The sequence below is a fragment of the Synechococcus sp. 63AY4M2 genome, from assembly GCF_002760475.1.
Lineage (GTDB): Bacteria > Cyanobacteriota > Cyanobacteriia > Thermostichales > Thermostichaceae > Thermostichus.
Window position 1 is genome coordinate 2,532,684 of the sequence record NZ_AXUX01000001.1, and the last position, 21,151, is coordinate 2,553,834.

Genomic DNA, 21,151 nt, shown 5'->3' on the forward strand with positions numbered 1-21,151 from the left:
GAGTTGAGAGGTGAACCCAAGCAGCCTTTTCAAGCTTTTTTCAAAGTTAATCCAGCCAGTTTCATCATGAGGAATTAACATGAGTGGAATCACAGCGGCAAGCCGAATGGGGATCCGGGGCATTACAGAGACGACTCCCTTAGAATTGCGCCCTAATGCCAGCCAGGATCAGCTCAATGCGATCCTGCGGGCCATCTATCGCCAGGTGCTGGGCAACGATCACCTGTTTGGCGCAGACAGGAAGGAGCTGGCCAGTGCGGAATCGCTGCTACGGCGGGGCAGCCTGACGGTGCGGGAGTTTGTGCGCTTAATCGCCAAGTCCGAAGCCTACAAGAGGCGGTTTTTGTACCCTAACTCCCAGACCCGCGCCATCGAGCTCAACTTCAAGCACCTGCTGGGGCGAGCTCCCACCAGCCCTAAGGATATTGCCCGACACCTGGACATCTACCACGCTGGGGGCCACAGCGCGGAGATCGATTCCTACATCGACAGCCCAGAATACCTGGAAGCCTTTGGCGACAACATCGTCCCCTATCCGCGCGGGTTTGAATATCGCAAGGCCCATACCACCCGCGACTTCACCAACCTTTTTGCCCTCTACGGGGGCTACGCCAACAACGACCGTTCCCAGGGGCGCAGGCCGCGCTTGATGGTACCCCTCGCCACCGGCTTTACCCCGGCCATCCGCCGCATCGGGGTGCGGGGGCTGCTGCCCCCCAGCCCCATTACCAAACACTTGGGGCCGCCAACGGGCCAGTCCGATCGCATGTTCTGCATTGAGGTGACGCGGCTGCTTAACCCGCCCTCGGCCCTGGCCACCTCCAGCCGGGTGCGCAAATCCAACCAGCAGATCTTTGTCTCTGCCGATCAGCTCTCGGCGACGATGCAGCGGCTGCTCAAGTCGGGCGCCAAGATCGTCAGCGTCCGCAGCGCTTGAGGCCTCTGCAGGCGCTCTGGCCTGTTGATGCTATGACCACGGCTGTTCCTTCAGATCTCCCTCCGGCCGCCGACCTCACCCCCGCTGGCCAGATCGCCAAGCTGCGCCATGGGGATCCGGGGGAACGTTACTACGCGGCTTGGTGGCTGGGGCGCATGCGCATCCCCGAAGGGATCCCGGCCCTGATCGAAGCCTTGGCCGATGAGACAGATCGCACCACGCAGGGGGGATATCCGCTGCGGCGCAACGCCGCCCGTGCCCTGGGCAAGGTGGCCTCCCCTGCTGGGATCCCGGCTCTGAAAGAGGCTTTACGCTGCTCCGATGGCCAAGTGGTGGCAGCAGCAGCCCAGGCGCTGGTGGAGATCGCCCTAGCCAATAATCTGGATCGGGATCCCAGGCAAGCCGAAGAGCTGGGAGTGGCGTTGCTCGAAGGGCTGCGCTGGGTGGAGCAGGGTCTGCAGACAGAAGCGCCTGCCGCCTTGGAGGCTTTGATCGAGGCGCTTGGACAGTTGCAGGTGGCTGCCGCCCTGGGGCAGATCCGCCCTTACCTAGAGCACCCCTCAATTCGCCTCCAATGCGCGGCAGCGCGGGCCTGTTACCGGCTGACAGGGGATCCCAGTTTTGTCCAACCGCTACTGTCGGTGTTGAGCCACCCCAACATCCATCTGCGGCGGGCTGCCCTGCTGGATCTGGGGGCCAGCGGCTATCTGCCGGCGGCCCAAGCCATGGCAGCGGCAGCGGTGGAGGCCAATATCAAGCTGCTCGCCCTCAAGCAGTTGGTGGAGCTGAACCTCAGACGGGGAAAAGAGGCCGGCACCGACCTGCACCAGGTGCTACGGCTAATCGACGAGCTGCTCTAATTCTCTGGATAGGGAGACGACCTCGACCCAAAGTTGACACCCAACTGCTTATTTTGTTAATTTCGATACAGAATAAAATTGGGTTTTACCCTCTGAGCTGCGCCGAGGAAGCCGAAGCTGTTGTCTAACGGCTCTCAACAAGCTGGCTCAGGGGCGTCGCTTTCTTCCTCAGCTCTTTAAAGATCGCCGCAGTCTATTTGGGGGAGTCTTCCTATGCAACTGACCTACCGGGGCATTGCCCACGACTTTGTCCCTTCTGCCCCCGCAACCTGCCAGCGGCAGGAGGTGCCAACGCGCTACCGGGGCCTGGCGTGGAGCTGGCCAGCCCAATCGGCGGTTGTGTCGCTGCCACAGTTTTCTGCCTTGAGGTATCGAGGCCTTGTCCTCAATCCGGCGGCGAAGGCAGCGAGCAGGGTGCCGGCGGCTATTTCCCCGCGCAAGGACTTTATAACCTTGGTCGAAGAAACCCATCGGCAAAACCTGCTGCGGCGACTACAAGAGCGCATTCGCGCTGCCCAGGCCCGCGGCGACGAGCATCTGTTGCGGCAACTGGAGCAGGAGCGACAACTGCTGGCCTGAGCTCTGCCTTGCCCTCCCTCCAGAGGTCGGGAGAATCCGGGATAATGGTGCTGCCCTATGCCGAAGCGAGGGGGGTAGCGGCTGTGAGCCTGTGGGTGAATCCTGGGAAGATTAGGGCATCCCGACAGTTGCCCATTGCCAAGGCGGCGGTGGGGAGCTAGGGGTATGAAAGAGTCTGCCCCGCGAATCCCATCCGCCGCGTCTTCTCCACCCCGTTCCTTGCTCTCGGTAGCAGGGCTGGTGGCAGGGGCCACGCTGCTCAGCAAGGGCATGGGGTTTATCCGTCAGGCCCTAATCGCGGCAGTCTACGGCTCGGGGACAGAGTACAGCGCCTTTAGCATAGCCTATGTCCTGCCTGGCTTTTTGTTGATCTTGCTGGGCGGGATCAACGGCCCCTTTCACAGCGCCATCGTCAGCGTGCTCAAAAAGCAGCAGCCGGGAAGAGAGGATCCGGCCCGTTGGCTAGAGTCCATTTCTACCTTGGTGGGCTGCCTGCTCTTAGCGGTGACGTTGGGCCTCTGGTGGGGAGCCGACTGGGTGGTGCGCCTGAGCGCACCAGGGGCCAGCCCCGAAGTGCATGCTCTTGCCGCCGAGCAGTTGCGGATCATGGCGCCGCTGGCCTTGCTCTCGGGCTGGATTGGCATTGGCTTTGGGGCGCTGAATGCGGCCGAGCACTACCTCTTGCCCGCCCTTAGCCCGTTGATCTCCAGCTTGTCAGTCATTGGGATCCTGCTCGCGTTGGGATGGACGGGGATCCCGACGTTGCTGGCCTGGGGGGTGCTCATCGGGGCCATCGCCCAGTGGTTGGCGCAGGTGCCGCTGCAGCAGCGGCTGGGGCTGGGGCGGCTGCGGCTGCGCTTTGAGTGGGGATCCCCGCCGGTGCGGGCGGTGGGCCTGCTGCTGTTGCCGGCGGTGATCTCCTCCGGCATGATCCACATCAATGTCTATGTGGATCTCTTTTTTGCCTCCTTCGTGCCCGGGGATCGCACCATCGGCAACTTGGGCTATGCCCAGCTTTTGGTGCAAACCCCCCTGGGGATCCTCTCCAACATGGTGCTGGTGCCCCTGATGCCTCTCTACGCCCAGCTGGCGGGGGATGGATCCCGCTGGCCGGAGCTGCGCCAGCGTATCCGCCAAGGGCTGATGGTGACGGCCATCCTCACCCTGCCCCTGGCGATGGTGCTGGTGGCCCTGGCCGAACCTATCGTTCAAGTAGCCTACCAGCGCGGTCGCTTTACGCCGGAGGTGACCCAGGAGGTGGCGGCCCTGCTGATGGCTTATGGGCTGGGGATGACCTGTTACCTGCTGCGGGATGTGCTGGTGCGTATCTTCTACGCCCTGGAGGATGGGGCTACGCCCCTGCACATCAGCGGCCTGGCCATCGGCCTCAACGCCCTGCTGGACTTCCTGTTTTTGCCAACCTTTGGAGCACCGGGCATTGCCTTGGCCACGGCAGGCGTTAACCTGATGGCTCTGATTGGGCTGGGGATCCGCCTCCACCAGCGCTTGCCGGAGATCCCCTGGCAGGAGATGGGGCAGGCCCTGCTGCCGTTGCTGGGGATCACCGCCTTGGCCGGGGGCCTCAGCCATTGGCTGTGGACGCAACTGCGCTCCCACGAGATTCTCGGCTCTTCTCTAATCACCGCCGCCCTCTGGGCCGGTCTGGCCGCCGGCATCGGTCTCAGCTTGTTTGCGGCAGGGGCCCTGTATCTGCGGATCCCGGAAGTGAACTGGCTGGCAGCCCAGATCCAGACGCGCCTGAGCAAGATTGCCAGCCAGCGATCTCCATCCAGATCCTAGGCAGGCCCGACTAGCTGATGGCTTCGAGGTAGTCTCGCACTCGGTTGCGCCGCTTCGGCTGCCGCAGCTTTTGCAGGGCTTTGGCCTCGATTTGCCGTACCCGCTCCCGCGACAGATCCAAGGCGCGGCCAATTTCCGCCAGCGAGTAGGTGCGCCCATCCCCCAACCCAAAGCGCATGCGGATCACATCCCGCTCGCGGCTGGTGAGATCTGCCAGCAACTGCTGTAGATCGCGATGCAGGGCCTCCCGCATCATCGTCTCTTCGGGGGAGATGTCGTCGGTTTCCAGCAGATCCCCCAGCTCAGTGTCCTTGTCTTTGCCCACCTTGGTTTCCAGAGAAACCGAGCGCGGCACCCGCACCAGCAGCTCCCTGACCTGGGGCACCGTCATCTCCAGCTCGGAAGCAATATCCTCAATGGTGGGGGTACGGCCTTTCTCCTGGGAAAGCTTGCGCTGGGCTTTTTTGATCTTGTTCAGCTTCTCGGTGATGTGAACGGGCAAGCGGATAGTGCGGCTCTGGGTGGCGATGGCGCGGGTGATGCCCTGCCGGATCCACCAGTAGGCGTAGGTGCTGAAGCGATAGCCCTTCTTGGGATCGAACTTCTCCACCGCTCGCTCCAGGCCCAGCGTGCCCTCTTGGATCAAGTCCAGCAGCTCCAGGCCGCGATTTTGATATTTTTTCGCCACCGACACCACCAGGCGCAGGTTAGCTTTGATCATGTGCTCTTTGGCGCGCTTGCCAATTCGCTGGATCTGCTGTAGCTTCTCGGGGGTGAGGTTGGCCCATTCGGGGTACTGGTTGGCCCTAGCTGCCCACTCGGCCAGAGTTGGCTCCCGTCCCAACTCTTTCTGCAGGCGCAGGCGCACATCCAAAAGCTTCATGTAGTCTTGGACTCTTTGGGCCAGAGCCACCTCCTCATCGCGACCCAGGAGGGGAACACGACCGATCTCCTGCAAATAAAGGCGCACCAGATCGGTGGAGCGGCGAGCTGGCTCCTCTTCTGCAAACTCGCTCTCGGCCAGATCTACCTCTGCTTCCTCAGCGGGATCGAGGAGATCGCCATCCAACAAAATGTCGTTGAGCTCAGGTTCGTAGTTAGACATGTAAGGTATTGCTGAAACAGCGACAGAGGCAGGCAAACCAAAAGGGCAGGACTGGGAGGAAATCTCTAAGGCTGGTGTCTCCCTGGAGCGGTTGCTTTGCGCCGTCATCGCTCGAGTGGGGCAGGCACCCTCCTCCTCAACCCTCGCTGCAGAGCTCTGCCCTCTTAAAGGAGGCTACCCTGGAAAGGGAGAGAGACAAGAGTCAGTAAAGCAGAAGCCTCTTATCATAACTTAATTATTATTATAGTTGCACTTCCCAGCCGAGAGGCACGAGATCCGGCGTAGCCTCCCCTCCTCTTGAACTGCCACTGAGGTTGCTGAAAAGCGCACTGCCCTCCGAGGGGTTTTTTGCCCATGCGAGCTACAAAGCGATAGAGGTGGCAACTCGGTTTTTCTTTGGAGGAGGGGGCGGCCAGCTCCTCTGAGAAGTCTAAACTGGTCAGCAGGCGTGTAAACTAGCATTCCATGAACTGCTTTCTTGCCAAGTCTCCTTCTTTCTGGTCAGGAGAGAAAGCCCCGATCGCAGTTGCGCTGCCCATCAACTTTGGCTCTCTATCCGAGGCACGTGCGGCAGTAGCCGCCTCTTCTTCCTTGCAAGGGGAGACAATTTCAACGCTACTGCTTACGGTCTTGCTGGCCATCGGCCTGTTCTTTTTTCTGCGAGCCTCTGGCAAAGACCGCGTCGAAGCTCGTCTCTATTTTAGCAGTCGCAACCTGGAAGAAATGGGATCCCTTCTCCGAAAGCACCTGGAGGGGCGCGCCTATCGCTTGCAATCTGCTGACCCGGAGGGGATCGCCACCTTTGTGGGTCAGGCGCGGGCCAGTGTGGGGTTGGCTGTTTTTTTGACGGGGCTGGCGGGGGCAGGGCTGGCCTGTTTGGCCCTGGTGCTGCAGATGCTGCAGCCGGCTTGGGGAGCCTGGCCTTGGACGCTGCTGCTGGCCTCTCCTTGGGCGGGCTGGTACTACTGGCGGCGCAGCCACCGCCCGCAGCAGATCCGCCTGAAGCTGCAAGAGGCCGCTCCGCCCCCCGGATCCCACCTCTGGGTGGAGGGGCAGCGGGAGGAGCTGGAGGTGCTGGCCGCCACCTTGGGGCTGGAAGAACGGGATCCGGAGCGAGGATAGACCTAGAGCTCCTCGGGGTAGAGGGAGGTCGGGATCAGGGATAGTTGATCCCCAGCCTTGGCATCGCAGTCGGGTATCCCGCGGGAATTGGATTCTTGCTTGAACCGTTTCTTGGGGTTGTTTGAAGAAGGGCGGCTTTTCCCCTGGCTGCGCAGGCCGAGGCCGATGCGGCTGTGTTGTTCCACCAGGGCCAGCACCTGTTTGGCCCGCTCGATCACCGGCTGGGGCAGGCCGGCCATGCGCCCCACCTCGATGCCGTAGGAGCGGTCGGCTCCGCCAGGTTGCACCTGGTGCAAAAAGATGATGCGATCCCGGAGCTCTTTGACCACCACCTGGAAGTTGGCCACGTTGGGCAGCAGGGTTTCCAGTTGGTTGAGCTCGTGGTAGTGGGTGGCAAAGATCGTGCGGGCGCGCACCTGGGTGGCCAGGTACTCGGCTACGGCCCAGGCGATAGAAAGGCCGTCGAAGGTGGCGGTGCCGCGGCCAATCTCGTCCAAAAGCACCAGGGAGCGCTCGCCGGCGTGGTTGAGGATGTTGGCCGTCTCGTTCATCTCCACCATGAAGGTGGACTGTCCCGTGGCCAGGTCATCGACGGCGCCGATGCGGGTAAACACGCGGTCGCACAGGCCCAGCTCCGCCCGCCGCGCCGGGACAAAGCTGCCCATCTGGGCCAGGATCTGGATCAGCCCAATCTGCCGCAAGTAGGTGGACTTGCCGGACATGTTGGGGCCGGTGAGGACGATGAGATCCGGGCCGTGGGGGGATCCCAGGCGCACCGAGTTGGGGACAAATAGGCCCTGGGGCAACGATTTCTCCACCACGGGGTGGCGCCCCTCTTCGATGATCAGGCGGCGATCGGCGGTGATCACGGGACGGGTGTAGCCCTGCTGCACGGCCACCTCGGCCAGGCCAAAGAGAGCATCGACAGCAGCCAGGGTCTGGGCCACCTGGCGGATGGCGGCAGCTTGGGATCCCGCCTCCTGGCGCAGTTGTACAAACAGCTCGTACTCCCGCTGGTTGATCTCGGTTTGGGCGGTGAGGATGCGGGCCTCTTTTTCTTTGAGCTCAGGGGTGATGAAGCGCTCTTCGTTGGTTAGCGTCTGCTTGCGGATGTACTCCTTGGGCACCTGCTGGGCCTTGGCGCGGCTGATGCTGAGGTAATAGCCAAAGGCCTTGTTGAAGCCCACTTTGAGGGTGGGGATGCCGGTGCGCTCGCGCTCGGTTTTCTCCAACTGGGCAATCCAGTGGCGGTCTTGCTCCACCTGCTGCCGCAGCCTGTCCAGCTCGGCATCTACCCCAGGCCGGATCAACCCCCCTTCGGTGAGCACAGGGGGCGGCGAGGGCAGGAGGGTGTGCTCGATGCGGTGGCCCAGGTCAACCAGAGCGGGATCCACCTGTTGTAGGCTCTGCAGGAGGGGGGTTTGGGCTTCGGCCACCAGCTCGGCCAACTGGGGCAGTTTGCCCAAAGAGGATCCCAGGGCCACCAGCTCGCGCGGGTTGGCGGTGCCGGAGGCGACGCGGTTGGCCAGCCGCTCCAGGTCGTAGAGAGAGTCCAGCAGGGATCCCAGGCGGGTGCGCAGGGAGGGGCTTTCCAAGAGCTCCTGGATGGTGTCTTGGCGGAGGCGGATTTGCTCTGGATCTCGCAAAGGCTGCAACAGCCAGCGGCGTAGGGTGCGTCCCCCCATGGCGGTGCGGCTGCGATCCAGCACCCAGAGCAGGGATCCGACAAAGGCCCCCTCGCGGATGGTCTGGGTCAGCTCCAGGTTGCGACGGGTTTGGGTGTCCAATATCAGGTAGTCGGTGAGCTGGTAGGTGCGAGGCGGGCGCAGGAGCGGATGGCCCCCCTGAGGGGAAGGCTGCACCAGGTTTTTTTGAGTTTCTTCCAGGTAGTGGAGCAATCCTCCCGCCGCCCGAATGGCCAGGGGCAGCCCCTCGCAGCCCAAGCCCTCCAAGGAGCGCAGGCCGTAGGTCTGCAGCAGGTTTTCCCGCGCCGTGGCCAGCTCAAAGGGTTCGGCTGGCCGCAGGGTATAGGTGTACTGGCCGGGCAGGCCCAGGGGGGCTTGGGGATCCCCGGGCCGCATCAGGCCCAGGCCCAGCCCCTCTTCGGTGGGCAGCAGGATCTCCGCCGGCTGCAGCCGCGCCAGCTCCTGTTCTAGCTGCTCTTGCCCCTCGCCCTGGCAGACCCAGAACTCGCCGGTGGAAATGTCGGCATAGGCCAGGCCCCAGACCGTTTGCTTGGAGCCTCTCAGGCGGACAATGGCCGCCAGGTAGTTATTTTGCCGCGCCTGCAGCAGCTCCTCTTCGATGACGGTGCCGGGTGTGATCACCCGCGTCACTTCCCGCCGCACCAGGCCTTTGGCTTGATCCGCCGGCTCCATCTGGTCGCAGACGGCCAGGGCGTAGCCTTTGGCCACCAACTGGGCGGCATAGCGGTCGAAGGCGTGGTAAGGGATCCCGCACATGGGCACCCGGCCAATGGCCCCTGCCTCTCGCCCGGTGAGCACCAGCTCCAGCTCCCGCGACACCAGTTGCGCGTCCTGGAAAAACATCTCGTAGAAATCCCCCAGGCGGTAGAGCAGAATGGCGTGCGGGTATTGCCGCTTCAGCTCCACGTAGTGCTGCATCATGGGGGTGAGCAGGGCGGGATCCACCTGCAGGGCATCCCAAGTGGTCTCAGCAGAAGAAGCCATGGCACCAATGCTTGCAAGAGGGGGCCAAATTCAGGGTCCATCCAACCCAAGCTAACCGGCTTGGGCCATTCTATTTGATTTGAGATCTTCCCCCCTCTCCCTCCGGAAGAGAGGAGATTACCAAGCGGCGCCATAAAGCCCCGCCCTTTAGGTCAGGGATATAAGGCGCAGATTGTTTTATCTGATAAGACCCAGAATAAAATAGATTCATGTTAGTCAGGGAAGCCAAACTCCTCAACGGGACGCCAAAGCAGTATCAAGCTTTGGACGAAGCCATCCGCACCGCACAGTTTGTGCGCAACAAATGCCTGCGCCATTGGATGGACAATCGGGGGGTAGGGAAGAAGCATCTGTATGCTTTCTGCAAAGACTTGGCGAAGGAGTTCCCATTTGCGAATAAGCTCAACTCTGCTGCTCGGCAGGCGAGTGCGGAGCGAGCATGGCTATCGATTTCCAACTTCTACAGACGGTGCAAGCAGGGCGAAAAGAAGAAAGGCTATCCCCAGTTCAAGAAGCATTGCCGGTCTGTGGAATACAAGCAATCGGGCTGGAAGTTATCTGATGATGGCCTGTCTATCACCTTCACGGACGGGTTTGGAGCAGGGACCTTTGCGCTGTACTGCAATGGAGAAGCAAGACAGGATATCCTGAGCTCCAAAATCAACCGTGTGCGGGTGATCCGAAGAGCAGATGGGTACTATGCCCAGTTCTGTCTGGATGTAGACCGCAAGGAGCAAGGACAATACACAGGCAATGTTATCGGTATTGATCTTGGGCTCAAGCATTTCTACACCGACCAGAACGGCAATACCGTGAATTGCCCGAAGTTTTTGCGCCGCAGCGAGAAGCGGCTAAAAAGGCATCAACGCAAGTTGAGCAGGATGTTCGCAAAAGGGAGAAAACCGCAATCAAACAACTACCACAAACAGAAGAACCGAGTAGGTAGGATTGACCTCAAAGTCCAGCGCCAGCGTAGAGACTGGGCGATTAAGCTAGCCCGGTGCGTAGTGATGTCTAACGACATCGTGGTGTATGAGGACTTGCCGGTGAAGAACTTGGTCAAAAATCGTCATCTTGCCAAATCGATCCAAGATGCTAGCTGGTCGCTATTCACTCACTGGCTAGACTACTACGGCAAGGTGTGGGGCAAGGCAATCGTAGCAGTGCCGCCTCAATACACCACGCAGGATTGTAGTGGTTGTGGGCATAGAGTGGTTAAGACTCTGTCTACGCGAACTCATATTTGCCCCAAGTGTCTGCTTGTGCTGGATAGGGATCAGAATGCAGCTCTGAATATCCTGAAGAAGGGGCTAAGCCTTTTGGGGCTCAGCATCTTTAAGTTAAGCGTCTTAGGGTTGAAATGGCAAAACGGTACCTTAGGGCATAAGGGAACCGCTGCCCCCCGCCCCCCTGTGTCCCCCCGTATACGGGGGGATGTAGGGGGGCCTGGGGGTCGGGAACGCTTGGGGAGAGATGCACCGCTGCTGTAGAGGGGCAACCCGATACGGTAAGTGCGCCCGTAGAACCAAGAACAAGAATCCCCTGCCTTTAGGTAGGGGAGTATGTCAAGGACTTCCCATTCCACGGCTGCTGGGAATGACCCTACCCGGGGCAGTCGGATCCCTGGCAGGTTAGGCCTGAGTAGGTTGGGTGTTGCCCGATCTCACGCCAAAGGGTTGGCACTCAAGGGGGGGACGCGGGCAGAAGCTTATTAGAACTGACTTGCAATAACCCAGAAAGCCTGTTATTCTGGCAGCTACGTCTTTATTGAATCTAAGTCTCAACAAGCTGGAAAGCTTGGCGGGGTTGGGCTCGCTGCTCTGGCGAGCCGGTCGGAGCTGTCTTGCGGATCTCCCCCTCTCAAAAGTCCTGAGGTTTGCGATGTTGGCCAATCAAGGGCGTCTGTCATCAGGAGTTGACTCGGAGACACGCTGGGGGCAGGCCAGGCGGATCCTCTCGCCGGTCGGCTTGGCGGTTCTGCTACTGAGTGTCATCCTCTTGCTGCTTTGGATCTCGATTGCCTTGGGATCCGTTCCCATGACTTTTGCGGAGCTGTGGCAGGCCCTGTGGGGGCAAGGGGATCCAGTCCGGCAGACCATTGTCTGGCAGTTGCGGCTGCCGCGGGCACTTTTGGCCCAGTTGCTGGGGGCGGCCTTGGGGATGGCGGGGGCCCTGCTGCAGGGGATGTTGGGCAATGGGCTGGCGGATCCCTACCTGCTGGGCATCTCGGCGGGGGCGGGCCTGGCGGCGGTGGGGCTGCTCACCTGGGGGGAGTGGACGGCTTGGGTGCCCTTGGCGGCTTGGGTGGGCGGGGTGCTGACCACGGTGTTGGTGTATGGCCTGGCGCGCACCCGCTCCGGGCTGGCGGTGGAGCGGCTGATCTTGGCGGGGGTGGCCGTCAGCGCGCTCTTTGGGGCCATTAGCTCCACCTTATTGTTGATGGCCGATGAGCGGGTGCAGGTGGCCCTGACGTGGTTGATCGGCAGCCTGAGCGGGCGGGGCTGGCCGGAGGTGCGGGTGGCCGGGGTGTACATCCTGGTCGGGCTGGGGCTGGGCTGGGCGCAGGCGCGGGCTTTGAACCTGCTGGGCCTGGGAGAAGAGATGGCGGTGAGCTTGGGGATCCCTCTGGCGCGGACGCGGGTGGTGATTGGTCTGGTGGCGGCTTGGCTGGCGGCAACCGCCGTCAGTGTGGGGGGGTTGATCGGCTTTGTGGGGTTGGTGGTGCCCCACATGGTGCGGCAGGGGGTGGGATCCGATTACCGCTGGCTGTTGCCCCTTTCTGCCTTGGCAGGGGCGACCCTGCTGAGCGGTGCCGATATCCTGAGCCGTTTGGGCCCGATAGAGCTGCCGGTGGGGATTGTCACCGCTGTGATGGGGGCTCCCTTTTTCGGCTGGCTGCTGTGGCAGCAGGGGGCAGGGCGATGAGAGAGCCCATCCTGCAGGTCGAGGATTTGAGCGGGGGCTACGGATCCCGGACGGTGGTGCGACAAGTGAGCTTCAGCGTGCAAAAGGGGGAATGGCTGAGCATTGTCGGCCCCAATGGTTCGGGCAAATCGACGGTGCTGCGGCTGTTGAGTCGGGTTCTGATTCCCCAAGCTGGGCGCGTGTACCTGGACGGTCGGGATCTGCACACTCAACTCACTCCCCAGCAGGTGGCCCGGCAGTTGGCTCTTTTGCCCCAGCAGCCGAGGATCCCGGCAGGGCTGACGGTGCGGCAATTGGTGAGTCTGGGGCGTTCTCCCCACCAGCCCTGGTGGGCGTGGCAGTTGACGCCGGCGGATCGGCAGCGGGTGGAGTGGGCTCTGGAGCAAGCAGGACTGGGATCCCTGGCGCTGCGGCGGGTGGAAACCCTTTCGGGGGGCGAGCGGCAGCGGGCTTTCCTGGCGCTGGCCCTGGTGCAGGAGCCGCAGGTGCTGCTGTTGGACGAGCCCACCACGTTTTTGGATCTGCGCCACCAACTGGAGCTGCTGGAGCTGTTGCGACGGCTGCAGCAGGAGCAAGGGCTGACGGTGATTACCGTGCTGCACGACCTGAACCTGGCCATTCGCTACAGCCGGCGGGTGGCCCTGCTGGGATCCGGCCAGTTGCAGGCCCTGGGATCCCCGCAGGCGGTCTTGACCCCCAGCAGGGTGCAGGAGGTGTTTGGCCTGGAGGTGGAGTGGATGCCAACGCCGGTGGGGCCGCAGCTTTGCCCCCTGCGCAGCGCAGACCCAGCAAGGCCCCTCTGGCTGGGAGGAAAGGGTGTTGAGGCGAAGGTTTGACTTGGTTTTTTGTGGGTTTTTGGGAGAGTGAAACGTTATGCGAGTAACCGGTTGGGGCTGGAAGGCGGTGAGCTTGGGGCTGGGCCTGGGGCTGAGTTGGGGATCCCTGGCCCAGGCGCAACCCGCGGCTCGGATCCCTGAGACTCCTTTGCTGGCCCAGGCCACCCCTCGGGGAGCCACCACCATCCAGGAGCAGATTCGCGAGCTAGAAGCCCAGATCGAAGCTGCCCGCCGGCGGGGGGATCAGGCGGAGGTGGAGCGGCTGCAAGCGGATCTGCAAGTGCTGCGGCAGGGCACCCCCGTCTTCAACCTGCAGCAGGTTACGGTCACCGGCACCCGCACCGAGCGCACCCTGGCCGACTCCCCGGCCACCATCACCGTCATCGACCGGGAGCGCCTGCGGCAGGAGCTTATCCAGAACATCCAGGATCTGGTGCGCTACGAGCCGGGGGTGAGCGTGCGGCGAAATGTCCGCTATGGCCTGCAGGACTTCAACATCCGCGGCCTCGACGCCAACCGGGTGCTGATCCAGGTGGACGGGATCCGGCAGCCGGAGCGGTTTTCCTTCGGCCCCTTCAACATCGGGCGGGACACCTTTGAGCTGGAGACCCTGAAGACGGTGGAGATCATCCGCGGCCCCGCTTCCACCCTCTACGGCAGCGACGCGCTGGGGGGTGTGGTGACCTATACCACCCTGGATCCAGCCGATCTGCTGGGGGAACGGGACAGCCATGTGGGCCTCTCCAGCCAGTACGACAGCAAAAACCAAGGGTACGTCAACACCCTCAGCTTGGCGGGTCGGCAGGATAACTTAGAGGCCCTGCTCATCTACACTCGCCGCGACGCCAGAGAGCCGGATATCCAGGCGGATCCCAGTTTCAAGGATCGGCAGACGGTGGAGGGAGACAATGTTCTGGCCAAGCTGGTCTATCGCTTCAGTCCCTTTGACAGCCTCACCCTGACGGCGGAATACTTCCACAACCGCACCACCACCACCTTTTCGCCCCGCAACCTGGATCCCGGCATCAGCTTATTTAGGGAAACCATCGACACCGAGCGCAGCCGCCTCAGCTTGGAATATCGCTACGCCAACCCCGATACCCCCGCTTTTGAGCTGGCCACCGTCCAGATCTACTACCAGCCGGCCCGCACCCAGGAGCCCAGCGTGGAAGAACGCACCCTCACGGTACAAGGTCGGCCCGTGCCCGTGCGCCGGGATACCTTCAACGAGCTGGTCAGCAACATTCTGGGAGCCAGCGTGCAGGCCCAGAGCCGCTTTCAAACCGGGGACATCTCCCACCGCTTGGTGTATGGAATGGAGATCTCCACCACCCGCAACGAACGTCCCCGCAACCGCTTCCAAACCAACCTGCTGACCGGAGCGGTAACCCAAAACATCCCCCCGGACACTTTTCCCACCAAAGATTTTCCCGACTCCGATACCGTGCGCTTTGGGCTGTATTTGCAAGATGAGATCGACTTTGGGGGCGGCAACTTTACCCTCATCCCCGGCATCCGCTACGACACCTACAACCTCACCCCCAGTCCCGATGAAGCTTTCCTCAAAAGTGGGTCAGAAGCGGCCAGCCTCTTTGCCGATGCCGTTTCCCCCAAGCTGGGCCTGGTGTGGAGGATAAACCCCAACCTTACCTTTACGGCCCAGTACAACACCGGCTTTCGGGCCCCCCAATACAACGAGATCAACAGCGGCTTCACCAACTTGGTCAGCCCCTTCTTTCGCTATCGCACCCTCTCCAACCCCGACTTGCGCCCGGAAACCAGCCAGGGTTTTGAAGTGGGTTTGCGAGGGATCTACCCCCAGGCCAGCTTTAGCTTGGCCGCCTACTACAACACCTACAACGACTTTATCGAGGCTTTCCGGGAGGTGGGATCCGAGCCTTCACCCCCCGGCCCGCCAGGGAGCCCGCCGCCCCCGCCGGTCATCCTCTTCCAGAGCCAAAACGTCAGCCGCGCCCGCATCTACGGCGTGGAAGCGACAGGGCAATATTTCTTCAGCCCCGACCTAACCGGCTGGAGCCTAAACGGCAGCTTTGCCTGGGCGGTGGGGGACAATCTTACAGAAAACAAGCCCCTGCTTTCGATTGAGCCGCTGACGGCGGTGCTGGGGCTGCACTACGACGATCCCAGCCAGGTGTGGGGGGCGAGGCTGGTGGCCACGCTGGTGGCGGATCCGCGGGATCCGCAGCGGGAGGTGGTGCAAACTAACCCCAACGCTCCCCCGCAGATTCCCTTTGTGCCCAGCGGCTATACGGTGGTGGATCTGCTGGGCTACTACAACCTGGACGACAACTGGCAGCTCAATTTCGGGGTGTTCAACCTCTTCGACGAGAAGTATTTTCTCTACTCCGAGACCCGCACCCTCTTTGTCGGCCCTGAGGTGGAGCGGCGGGCCCAGCCGGGGCGCCATGTGGCCCTCAGCTTCTCCAGCCGCTTCTAGGACTCCCCGCCAGCCGTGCCCATCGAGATAGCCCCGAGCCATGCTCGCCGAACCCCCCACTCACACCAACCGGGGATCCGCTTCTTCGGGGAGGGGATCCCACCCTCGGCTTTTGTGGCGCCTGCAGATGGGGTATTGGCAGCAGGCAGGCATGGCCTACGGGGTGGGTCTGGCCTGGCTGGAGCTGGGGCTGTGGGCAATGGGGCGGCGCCAAAGATCTGGAGGACTGCGTTGGATCGGCTGGGGGGAGAAGCTACTTAGGGAGGCGCTGCTGGCGGGCTATTGCTCCCTTGCCCTCTCAGTTGCCTGCGCCTCGCTGGAGGATCTCCCTGAGTTGCCTGGGCAAAGTCGGGAGCCCCGCCCGCTGCGCTGGGAGACTTTGCTCTCGCTGCTTCTGCATCTGCTGGGGCTGCTGGGATGGGTTGGGTGGGGATTTCGACCTCTGCTGGAGCCCGAAGTGCGGATCCCGGTCACGCTGTGGCTGGAGGATCCGCTGCCGCCGCAGCTTGCGGCAGAGGCAGATTCGGCCTTGCCCAAGCCGGCAGGGGAGCCGAGCGACCCGGCCCCGGAATCACCTCCCGCGGATAACCCACCCCCACCGGCTCCTGCGCCTCAGGAGAGAGTAGAGACCACGGCCGTTCCCAAGTCTGAGCTGGCTTTGCAAACGCCGCCCCCCACCCCTACGCCTGTTCCCACAGCAAAGCCGGAGCCGACCCCTCCACCCACGCCGATGGCCGCACCAACCCCTCCTCCGCCCTCCCCAACACCGACGGTCACCCCCTCACCACAGCAGCCCCCTCCAACTCCGGTGGCTACCCCCACGGCTGCACCTGTGGCCGACAGGCCGCCCCCCGTGGCTGCTACGAGCGCTCCCATTCCCCGCTTCACCCCCCTCATCCAAGGGATCCGTTCGGGTGGCGGGGGCACTGCTTCCCCCGGCGGGAGCGAGGGATCTGGATCCAGCGCTCCTGGGACGGGTGGCCTCGGTGGATCCCAAGCGCAGGGTTCTGCGCCGACAGCGGCAGAAGGGGCCGGGGAGGCATCCTCCCCCACCTCCTCGCCCGCAGCAGTGGCTGCCAGGCCGGACATCCTGGCCCGCCCCATCCCGGGGCGCAACCCGCCGCCGCAGTACCCTCCCCAAGCCCGCCGCCTCAACCAGCAGGGGCAAGTGCTGTTGCGGGTCAAGGTGGATGCCCAAGGGCAGGTGCAGCAGGTGGAAATTGTCTCTTCCAGCGGCTTCCCGGCCCTGGACAGGGCCGCACAAGAGGCGGTGCAACGCTGGCAATTTAGCCCCGCCTTGAGGAACAACACCCCGATTGAGTCGTGGGTAACGGTGCCGATTCAGTTCACCCTCAATTGACTGTTTTGGAACTGTTTTGGAGATCGTCCATGCCGTCTTGTCTTTCTCGCCGTCAACTCCTTGTCTTGGGCCTGGCCAGCCTGGGGGTTTGGGGAATGGGTCGCTTGGCCCGCGCCCAAAGCCAGATCCCGCCAGCTCCGGTTCGGCGAGTGGCCAGCCTCACCACCTTGACAGCCGATATTCTCTATCGCCTGGCTCCGGACAAGCTGGTGGGGATCCCGTCCGGGCGCTTGTTGGAGGCGGATCCCCGCTTTCAGGGCATAACTCGGCTGGGGCTGGGCAACCAACCTAACCTGGAGCAAATCGTGGCCCTGCAACCGGACTGGGTGGTGGGGGCCAGTGGCTTTCACACGGCTTTGGCAGAACGATTGCAGGCATTGGGGATCCCCACCTATCTCACGCAGGTGGACAGTTGGGCTGCCCTGGAAGCAACCATCGCCACTCTGGCTGCTGCCTTGGGGGCGGATCCGGATCCCTTGCTGCGGGAGTACGGATCGCTTTTGCCCCAGGAGCTGCCCCCAGTTCGCCCCAAAACCCTGCTTTTGGTGGGCACCCAGCCGATTCTCTCTCCCAACCGGCAAAGCTGGGCCGGGGATCTGCTGGAGCGCTTTGGCGCCGATAACCTGACGGCTGCCCTGCAAAGCCAAGGGCAATTTCGCGGCTATGTCACCCTTGCGGCAGAGCGCATCCTGGAAGCCAACCCCGAGGTTTTGTTGGTGGTCAACCCGGAGGCGGCGGATCCCTTGGCCTTTTTCCGTTCCCGCCCCTTTTGGAATCAACTGCAAGCTGTTCAAACCCAGAGGGTCTATGGATTTGACTACTACGGCTTGGTCAACCCCGGCACCCTGGAGAAGATTAGAGCGGCCTGCGAGCAGTTGGCCCGGATTTTTTCGGAGGGCTGACCCAAGGGAACGCGGGAGATAGCCTTCCTGTTTGAAATATCTTGAAATATCTTTCTAGTCCAAGCTGTAGCGGGTGAGGCGCTGCACCTGGTCGGGGGTGAGGCCCAGCTCTTGGGCAATCTGGGCGGCCACCCGATCCGGATCGATCCGGATCCAGCTCCGGAAATTCAAATTCCAGCTTGCGCAGGTGGGGATTGGTGGTAGTCACCTCCACCTTGGTGTAGCCACGGGAGCGGCGGATCTCCGCCTGAATGGAAAGAATATCCAGAGCCAAGGTGGCTTGTTGCTGGCTGCGAATCGCCAAAGGTTGCTCTAGCCGGCGAGGACGGCTCAGCGCTTGGCCCGTCACCCACTCTCCCCCCGCCACAAAAAGAAGCCCTGCCAAGGGCAGCACCAGCCAAAAATCAAACCCCAGATCTTGCCACCGATGGATTTTGGGCCACCCCACCGTTGTTCTCTCCCTTGCAGAGGGCTATTTCCGTGATCCATCCTAGCCTGGGCAGTGGGAACTGGCCGTCTTGGTCAACGGCGCACAGGACGATGCGAATTTTGCTGGTGGAGGACGACCCGGAACAGTTGGAGCCTTTACAGGCTGCCCTGTCCAAGTGCGGCCACGTGGTTGACTGTGCCAAGGAAGGGGAGATGGCTGCCTGGCTGATGGAGGAGAAAGCCTATGATCTCCTGATTTTGGATTGGATGCTGCCGGGGCCAAGCGGGATCCAGCTCTGTCGGCAATACCGCCAATCGGGGGGATGTGCGCCGGTGCTGATGTTAACTGCCAAAGACGCAACATCGGATGTGGTGCAGGGGTTGGATGCGGGGGCAGACGACTACCTGGTCAAGCCGGTGGATCTGGTGGAGCTGCTGGCACGGGTGCGGGCTCTGGGACGCCGTTCCCCCCAATGGCAAGGCGACAGCCTCAGCCTCGGATCCCTGCAGTTGCACCTGGCCAGCCTGACCCTGGAGCGGCAGGGGCGGCAAGTGCAGCTTTCGGGCAAAGAGTTTCAGTTGATGGAGTACCTGATGCGCCACCCCCACCAGGTGCTCAGTGGGGGCCAGATCGAGCAGGCGGTGTGGGAATGGGGCTGCGAGCCGGAGAGCAATGCCGTGGCTGCGTTGGTGCGGCGGTTGCGGCTACGGTTAAAAGAGGTGGAGGCCCAAGATTGGCTGGAATCGGTGTATGGCCAGGGGTACCGGCTGCGCATAGCCTCTCCAGAAGAGAACCCATGAAAGCAGTTTCTAGGGGGTGGCGATGGAGGTGAAAAGAGCTGAACACAAGCATTCTCTCCCATGGCTGGGCTGGAACTGGGTTTCCCTGGCACACCCCCTTCAGCCGCACCTGGGGCAGAAGGCTGCGACAAGAGGGACGGGATCCCTGGTGTTTCACCACAGCCGCCGTCGCTTGGCCCGCAGCTTTGCCGGCGTGATGGGCGGGATCCTGGTGGTGTTTGCTGCTTTCTTCTACCGCCTGCAAGCGGAGAACCAATTGCAGGCTTTTGACGAGGAACTGCAGGTTCAGGCCCGAATCATGGCGGCGGCCATCAAGTACGAGCTGCGCCAGGGGCAGTGGCGGCTGGTCTTGAACGAGGTGCCTTTTCTGGGCGGCAAAACCCAGCCCCTTGAGCATCACCTGGCCTATGTGCGCTGGTTCGATGCCGCCAATCCCGGTGGGGCAGAGCCGCTGGGATCCCTGCGCCAATACACGGGATCCCCTCCCCCTCTGAAGTGGTTTGCCTTAGATAGCCCTCCCCACCACCTGTCTTTGGGGTTTGAGACGGTAGCGGCGGAAGAGGGCAGGCTGCTGCGCCAGCTCACCCTACCGGTGCAACAGGGGGATCAGATCCTGGGCTACTTGCAACTGGCGGTGCCGCTGGAGCCGCTGCAACTGAGCTTGGGCCGTCTGCGCTGGGGGTTGGGGATCGGGATCCCGCTGACGCTGGGGTTGATCGGCGGAGCAGGCTGGGTTTTTGGGGGGGTGGCCATGCAGCCGATTCGCCGCTCCTACGAGCAGTTGCAGCGCTTTACCGCCGATGCTTCCCACGAGTTGCGCGCCCCCCTGGCCGCCCTGATGAGCAATGCCCAGATGGCTCTGCTTGCCCCGGAAGAAGCGCAGCCCCGCCTAGAAAAGGTGGTGAGCAGCGCCCGCCGCCTCAGTGAGTTAATCGATACGCTGCTGCAGTTGGCCCGCCAGCAGGGATCCCTGCCTTTGGAGGATCTGCCCCTGGTGGACTTGCGGAAGCTGGTGCAGGAGCTGGGCGAACAATACCGGCCCCAAGCGGAGTCCCTGGGGCTGCGCTGGCAATGCGACCTGCCGGGGCCTGCCGGGAAATGGCTGGTGCGGGGGGAGGCGGCCCTGCTGCGGCAGGCGGTGGAAAACCTGCTGCGCAATGCCCTGCAGTACACCCCCGCCGGCGGCACGGTGCAGGTGAGCCTGGAAAGCCGGCCTCCCTGGGTTAGCATCCATGGGTTAGCATCCACGTGAAGGATACAGGCATCGGCATCCCTCCTGAGCACCTGCCCCACCTGTGCGAGCGGTTTTACCGGGTGGACACGGCCCGCGCCCGCCATACGGGGGGATTTGGGCTGGGCCTGGCCTTGGCCCACCAGATCGTTACCGCCCATCGGGGATCCCTGCGGGTGGCCAGCCGGGTGGGGGAGGGGTCGGTGTTTACGGTGGAGCTGCCCTTGTCATCTTCACGTCATTTTCTTTCGCCATTCTCAAGATAAGCCGCAAGGGAAAGCCCCCAGAACTCCGCCCAAAGAGCGCGAACGGGCCAACCCCAAACCGGCTTGTCCTGTCGATTGGAGTTTGTAACCATGACGATGCGTGCTTCCTTCACCCGTACCCTCGGCTGTTCCCTACCGATTTTGGTGCTCCTCACTCCCCTGGTGCTGGGATCCCCGGCGCAAGCCCAGCGGGGCCGGCCCTCGGCTCCTGGAACTGCAGCCCCCGTGCCAATGCAGCCGAGTTGGCAGAGCCCGCGGGAGCTGGAGCGAGTCAACCACGACCTGGCCAAAGCGCAGCGGGACCTGGCGGAAGCCAGCTTCTTCGCCCAGCGGGGATCCTCTCCGGCAGCGGCCCGTCTTCTGGAGCTGAGCCGCCAGAGCTTTGCCGAGGCCCAGAAGGCTCTGCAAGGGGGGAATGTCTTTGCCGCCCGCGAGCAGGCCAAGGCGGCGGAAAACCTGGCCAAAGCCGCCAAAGCTCTGTACGAAGCGGAGCTAGGCTTTGGGGGCCCTCCTGGCCGTTCCTTCTTCGAAGCCCCCCTCCGCGCCCAAGAGTCCCTCAGCCGGTTGCAAGCGGAGATGACCTTCGCCAACATCACCTCCGGCCCTGTAGCCGAGCTGCAGCAGCAAGCCCAACAGTTGTTGGGCAGGGTCAATGCCGATCCCGCTAGCTACACCTTCGCCGACTACAGCCGCAGCAAAGCCGCCTTCCACTCGGCCCGCGCCGCCTTGCACCTGTTGGCGGCTGAGCGCCTGAGCGGTCTGGGATCCCTGAGCAGCTTCTGAGTGGGTCTGCTGACCCCGAGGCAGTTGCGTTAGAGTAAAAGCCCCCGCCGCGGGGGCTGTTCTTCTG

The 21,151-nt window shown here is 62.6% G+C and carries 17 protein-coding genes; 15 read left to right on the top strand and 2 right to left on the bottom strand.

From position 1 onward, the window contains the following. Nucleotides 1-79 precede the first annotated feature (79 nt). The 4 genes from SYN63AY4M2_RS11285 (at nt 80) to murJ (ending at nt 4,176) form a co-directional block, all read left to right on the top strand. Nucleotides 80-937 (top strand): phycobilisome rod-core linker polypeptide, encoded by an 858-nt coding sequence (locus tag SYN63AY4M2_RS11285; RefSeq protein ID WP_011430855.1) that lies wholly within the window; start codon nt 80-82, stop codon nt 935-937. 32 nt (nt 938-969) lie between these two features. After that, nucleotides 970-1,797 carry a HEAT repeat domain-containing protein gene (locus SYN63AY4M2_RS11290; protein WP_011430854.1) on the top strand — a complete coding sequence of 276 codons (828 nt, stop codon included), beginning with the start codon at nt 970-972 and terminating at the stop codon, nt 1,795-1,797. 213 nt (nt 1,798-2,010) lie between these two features. Continuing rightward, nucleotides 2,011-2,376 carry a DUF4278 domain-containing protein gene (locus tag SYN63AY4M2_RS11295; RefSeq protein WP_011430853.1) on the top strand — a complete coding sequence of 122 codons (366 nt, stop codon included), beginning with the start codon at nt 2,011-2,013 and terminating at the stop codon, nt 2,374-2,376. Between the two features lie 165 nt (nt 2,377-2,541). Beyond that, complete coding sequence (murJ, locus tag SYN63AY4M2_RS11300; protein WP_011430852.1) at nt 2,542-4,176, top strand: murein biosynthesis integral membrane protein MurJ; 1,635 nt, start codon at nt 2,542-2,544, stop codon at nt 4,174-4,176. 10 nt (nt 4,177-4,186) lie between these two features. On the opposite strand, the gene sigC is transcribed toward murJ, so the two are convergent. Continuing rightward, the gene (gene sigC, locus SYN63AY4M2_RS11305; protein WP_041439130.1) at nt 4,187-5,290 is read right to left on the bottom strand and encodes an RNA polymerase sigma factor SigC; all 1,104 of its coding nucleotides are present in this window, start codon (nt 5,288-5,290) and stop codon (nt 4,187-4,189) included. A gap of 456 nt (nt 5,291-5,746) precedes the next feature. Here sigC and SYN63AY4M2_RS11310 point away from each other — a divergent pair, with 456 nt between their 5' ends. Beyond that, a complete protein-coding gene (locus SYN63AY4M2_RS11310) occupies nt 5,747-6,403 on the top strand; it encodes a cofactor assembly of complex C subunit B (RefSeq protein WP_083759167.1) in 657 nt (218 codons plus the stop codon). Nucleotides 6,404-6,405: 2 nt separating this feature from the next. Here the strand turns inward: SYN63AY4M2_RS11310 and mutS are convergent, their stop codons facing one another. After that, entirely contained in the window at nt 6,406-9,093 is a 2,688-nt protein-coding gene (mutS, locus tag SYN63AY4M2_RS11315) for a DNA mismatch repair protein MutS (RefSeq protein WP_071813525.1), read from the bottom strand. Between the two features lie 209 nt (nt 9,094-9,302). On the opposite strand from mutS, the gene SYN63AY4M2_RS11320 reads away from it, so the two are divergent. The 10 genes from SYN63AY4M2_RS11320 (at nt 9,303) to SYN63AY4M2_RS11370 (ending at nt 21,084) form a co-directional block, all read left to right on the top strand. Next, entirely contained in the window at nt 9,303-10,583 is a 1,281-nt protein-coding gene (locus SYN63AY4M2_RS11320; protein WP_011430848.1) for an RNA-guided endonuclease TnpB family protein, read from the top strand. Between the two features lie 391 nt (nt 10,584-10,974). After that, the gene (locus SYN63AY4M2_RS11325) at nt 10,975-12,018 is read left to right on the top strand and encodes an iron ABC transporter permease (RefSeq protein ID WP_206337015.1); all 1,044 of its coding nucleotides are present in this window, start codon (nt 10,975-10,977) and stop codon (nt 12,016-12,018) included. Further along, the gene (locus SYN63AY4M2_RS11330; protein ID WP_099887386.1) at nt 12,015-12,854 is read left to right on the top strand and encodes an ABC transporter ATP-binding protein; all 840 of its coding nucleotides are present in this window, start codon (nt 12,015-12,017) and stop codon (nt 12,852-12,854) included. Before SYN63AY4M2_RS11325 ends, SYN63AY4M2_RS11330 begins: the two co-directional genes overlap by 4 nt. A gap of 37 nt (nt 12,855-12,891) precedes the next feature. After that, nucleotides 12,892-15,312, top strand: coding sequence for a TonB-dependent hemoglobin/transferrin/lactoferrin family receptor (locus SYN63AY4M2_RS11335; RefSeq protein WP_099887387.1), 2,421 nt, complete (start codon nt 12,892-12,894; stop codon nt 15,310-15,312). Nucleotides 15,313-15,352: 40 nt separating this feature from the next. Next, on the top strand, nt 15,353-16,672 hold the full coding sequence (locus tag SYN63AY4M2_RS14400) for an energy transducer TonB (protein ID WP_011430844.1): 1,320 nt from the start codon (nt 15,353-15,355) through the stop codon (nt 16,670-16,672). A 29-nt stretch (nt 16,673-16,701) separates the two neighbouring features. Further along, nucleotides 16,702-17,574, top strand: a complete 873-nt coding sequence (locus tag SYN63AY4M2_RS11345; protein ID WP_099813017.1) for an ABC transporter substrate-binding protein — start codon at nt 16,702-16,704, stop codon at nt 17,572-17,574. Nucleotides 17,575-18,114: 540 nt separating this feature from the next. After that, on the top strand, nt 18,115-18,804 hold the full coding sequence (rppA, locus tag SYN63AY4M2_RS11355; protein WP_099887388.1) for a two-component system response regulator RppA: 690 nt from the start codon (nt 18,115-18,117) through the stop codon (nt 18,802-18,804). Nucleotides 18,805-18,832: 28 nt separating this feature from the next. After that, nucleotides 18,833-20,056 carry a HAMP domain-containing sensor histidine kinase gene (locus SYN63AY4M2_RS11360; RefSeq protein ID WP_168175110.1) on the top strand — a complete coding sequence of 408 codons (1,224 nt, stop codon included), beginning with the start codon at nt 18,833-18,835 and terminating at the stop codon, nt 20,054-20,056. Further along, nucleotides 20,053-20,301, top strand: coding sequence for an ATP-binding protein (locus SYN63AY4M2_RS11365; RefSeq protein ID WP_168175111.1), 249 nt, complete (start codon nt 20,053-20,055; stop codon nt 20,299-20,301). The genes SYN63AY4M2_RS11360 and SYN63AY4M2_RS11365 overlap by 4 nt, the downstream gene beginning before the upstream one ends. A gap of 90 nt (nt 20,302-20,391) precedes the next feature. After that, complete coding sequence (locus SYN63AY4M2_RS11370) at nt 20,392-21,084, top strand: DNA-binding protein (RefSeq protein WP_099883763.1); 693 nt, start codon at nt 20,392-20,394, stop codon at nt 21,082-21,084. The last annotated feature ends 67 nt before the right edge of the window (nt 21,085-21,151 follow it).

Excerpts from the sequence above, each read along its gene's own strand:
- SYN63AY4M2_RS11285 (WP_011430855.1), top strand. The coding sequence starts at position 80 with ATGAGTGGAATCACAGCGGCAAGCCGAATGGGGATCCGGGGCATTACA.
- SYN63AY4M2_RS11290 (WP_011430854.1), top strand. The coding sequence starts at position 970 with ATGACCACGGCTGTTCCTTCAGATCTCCCTCCGGCCGCCGACCTCACC.
- SYN63AY4M2_RS11295 (WP_011430853.1), top strand. The coding sequence starts at position 2,011 with ATGCAACTGACCTACCGGGGCATTGCCCACGACTTTGTCCCTTCTGCC.
- murJ (WP_011430852.1), top strand. The coding sequence starts at position 2,542 with ATGAAAGAGTCTGCCCCGCGAATCCCATCCGCCGCGTCTTCTCCACCC.
- SYN63AY4M2_RS11310 (WP_083759167.1), top strand. The coding sequence starts at position 5,747 with ATGAACTGCTTTCTTGCCAAGTCTCCTTCTTTCTGGTCAGGAGAGAAA.
- mutS (WP_071813525.1), bottom strand. The coding sequence starts at position 9,093 with ATGGCTTCTTCTGCTGAGACCACTTGGGATGCCCTGCAGGTGGATCCC.
- SYN63AY4M2_RS11320 (WP_011430848.1), top strand. The coding sequence starts at position 9,303 with ATGTTAGTCAGGGAAGCCAAACTCCTCAACGGGACGCCAAAGCAGTAT.
- SYN63AY4M2_RS11325 (WP_206337015.1), top strand. The coding sequence starts at position 10,975 with ATGTTGGCCAATCAAGGGCGTCTGTCATCAGGAGTTGACTCGGAGACA.
- SYN63AY4M2_RS11330 (WP_099887386.1), top strand. The coding sequence starts at position 12,015 with ATGAGAGAGCCCATCCTGCAGGTCGAGGATTTGAGCGGGGGCTACGGA.
- SYN63AY4M2_RS11335 (WP_099887387.1), top strand. The coding sequence starts at position 12,892 with ATGCGAGTAACCGGTTGGGGCTGGAAGGCGGTGAGCTTGGGGCTGGGC.
- SYN63AY4M2_RS14400 (WP_011430844.1), top strand. The coding sequence starts at position 15,353 with ATGCTCGCCGAACCCCCCACTCACACCAACCGGGGATCCGCTTCTTCG.
- SYN63AY4M2_RS11345 (WP_099813017.1), top strand. The coding sequence starts at position 16,702 with ATGCCGTCTTGTCTTTCTCGCCGTCAACTCCTTGTCTTGGGCCTGGCC.
- rppA (WP_099887388.1), top strand. The coding sequence starts at position 18,115 with ATGCGAATTTTGCTGGTGGAGGACGACCCGGAACAGTTGGAGCCTTTA.
- SYN63AY4M2_RS11370 (WP_099883763.1), top strand. The coding sequence starts at position 20,392 with ATGACGATGCGTGCTTCCTTCACCCGTACCCTCGGCTGTTCCCTACCG.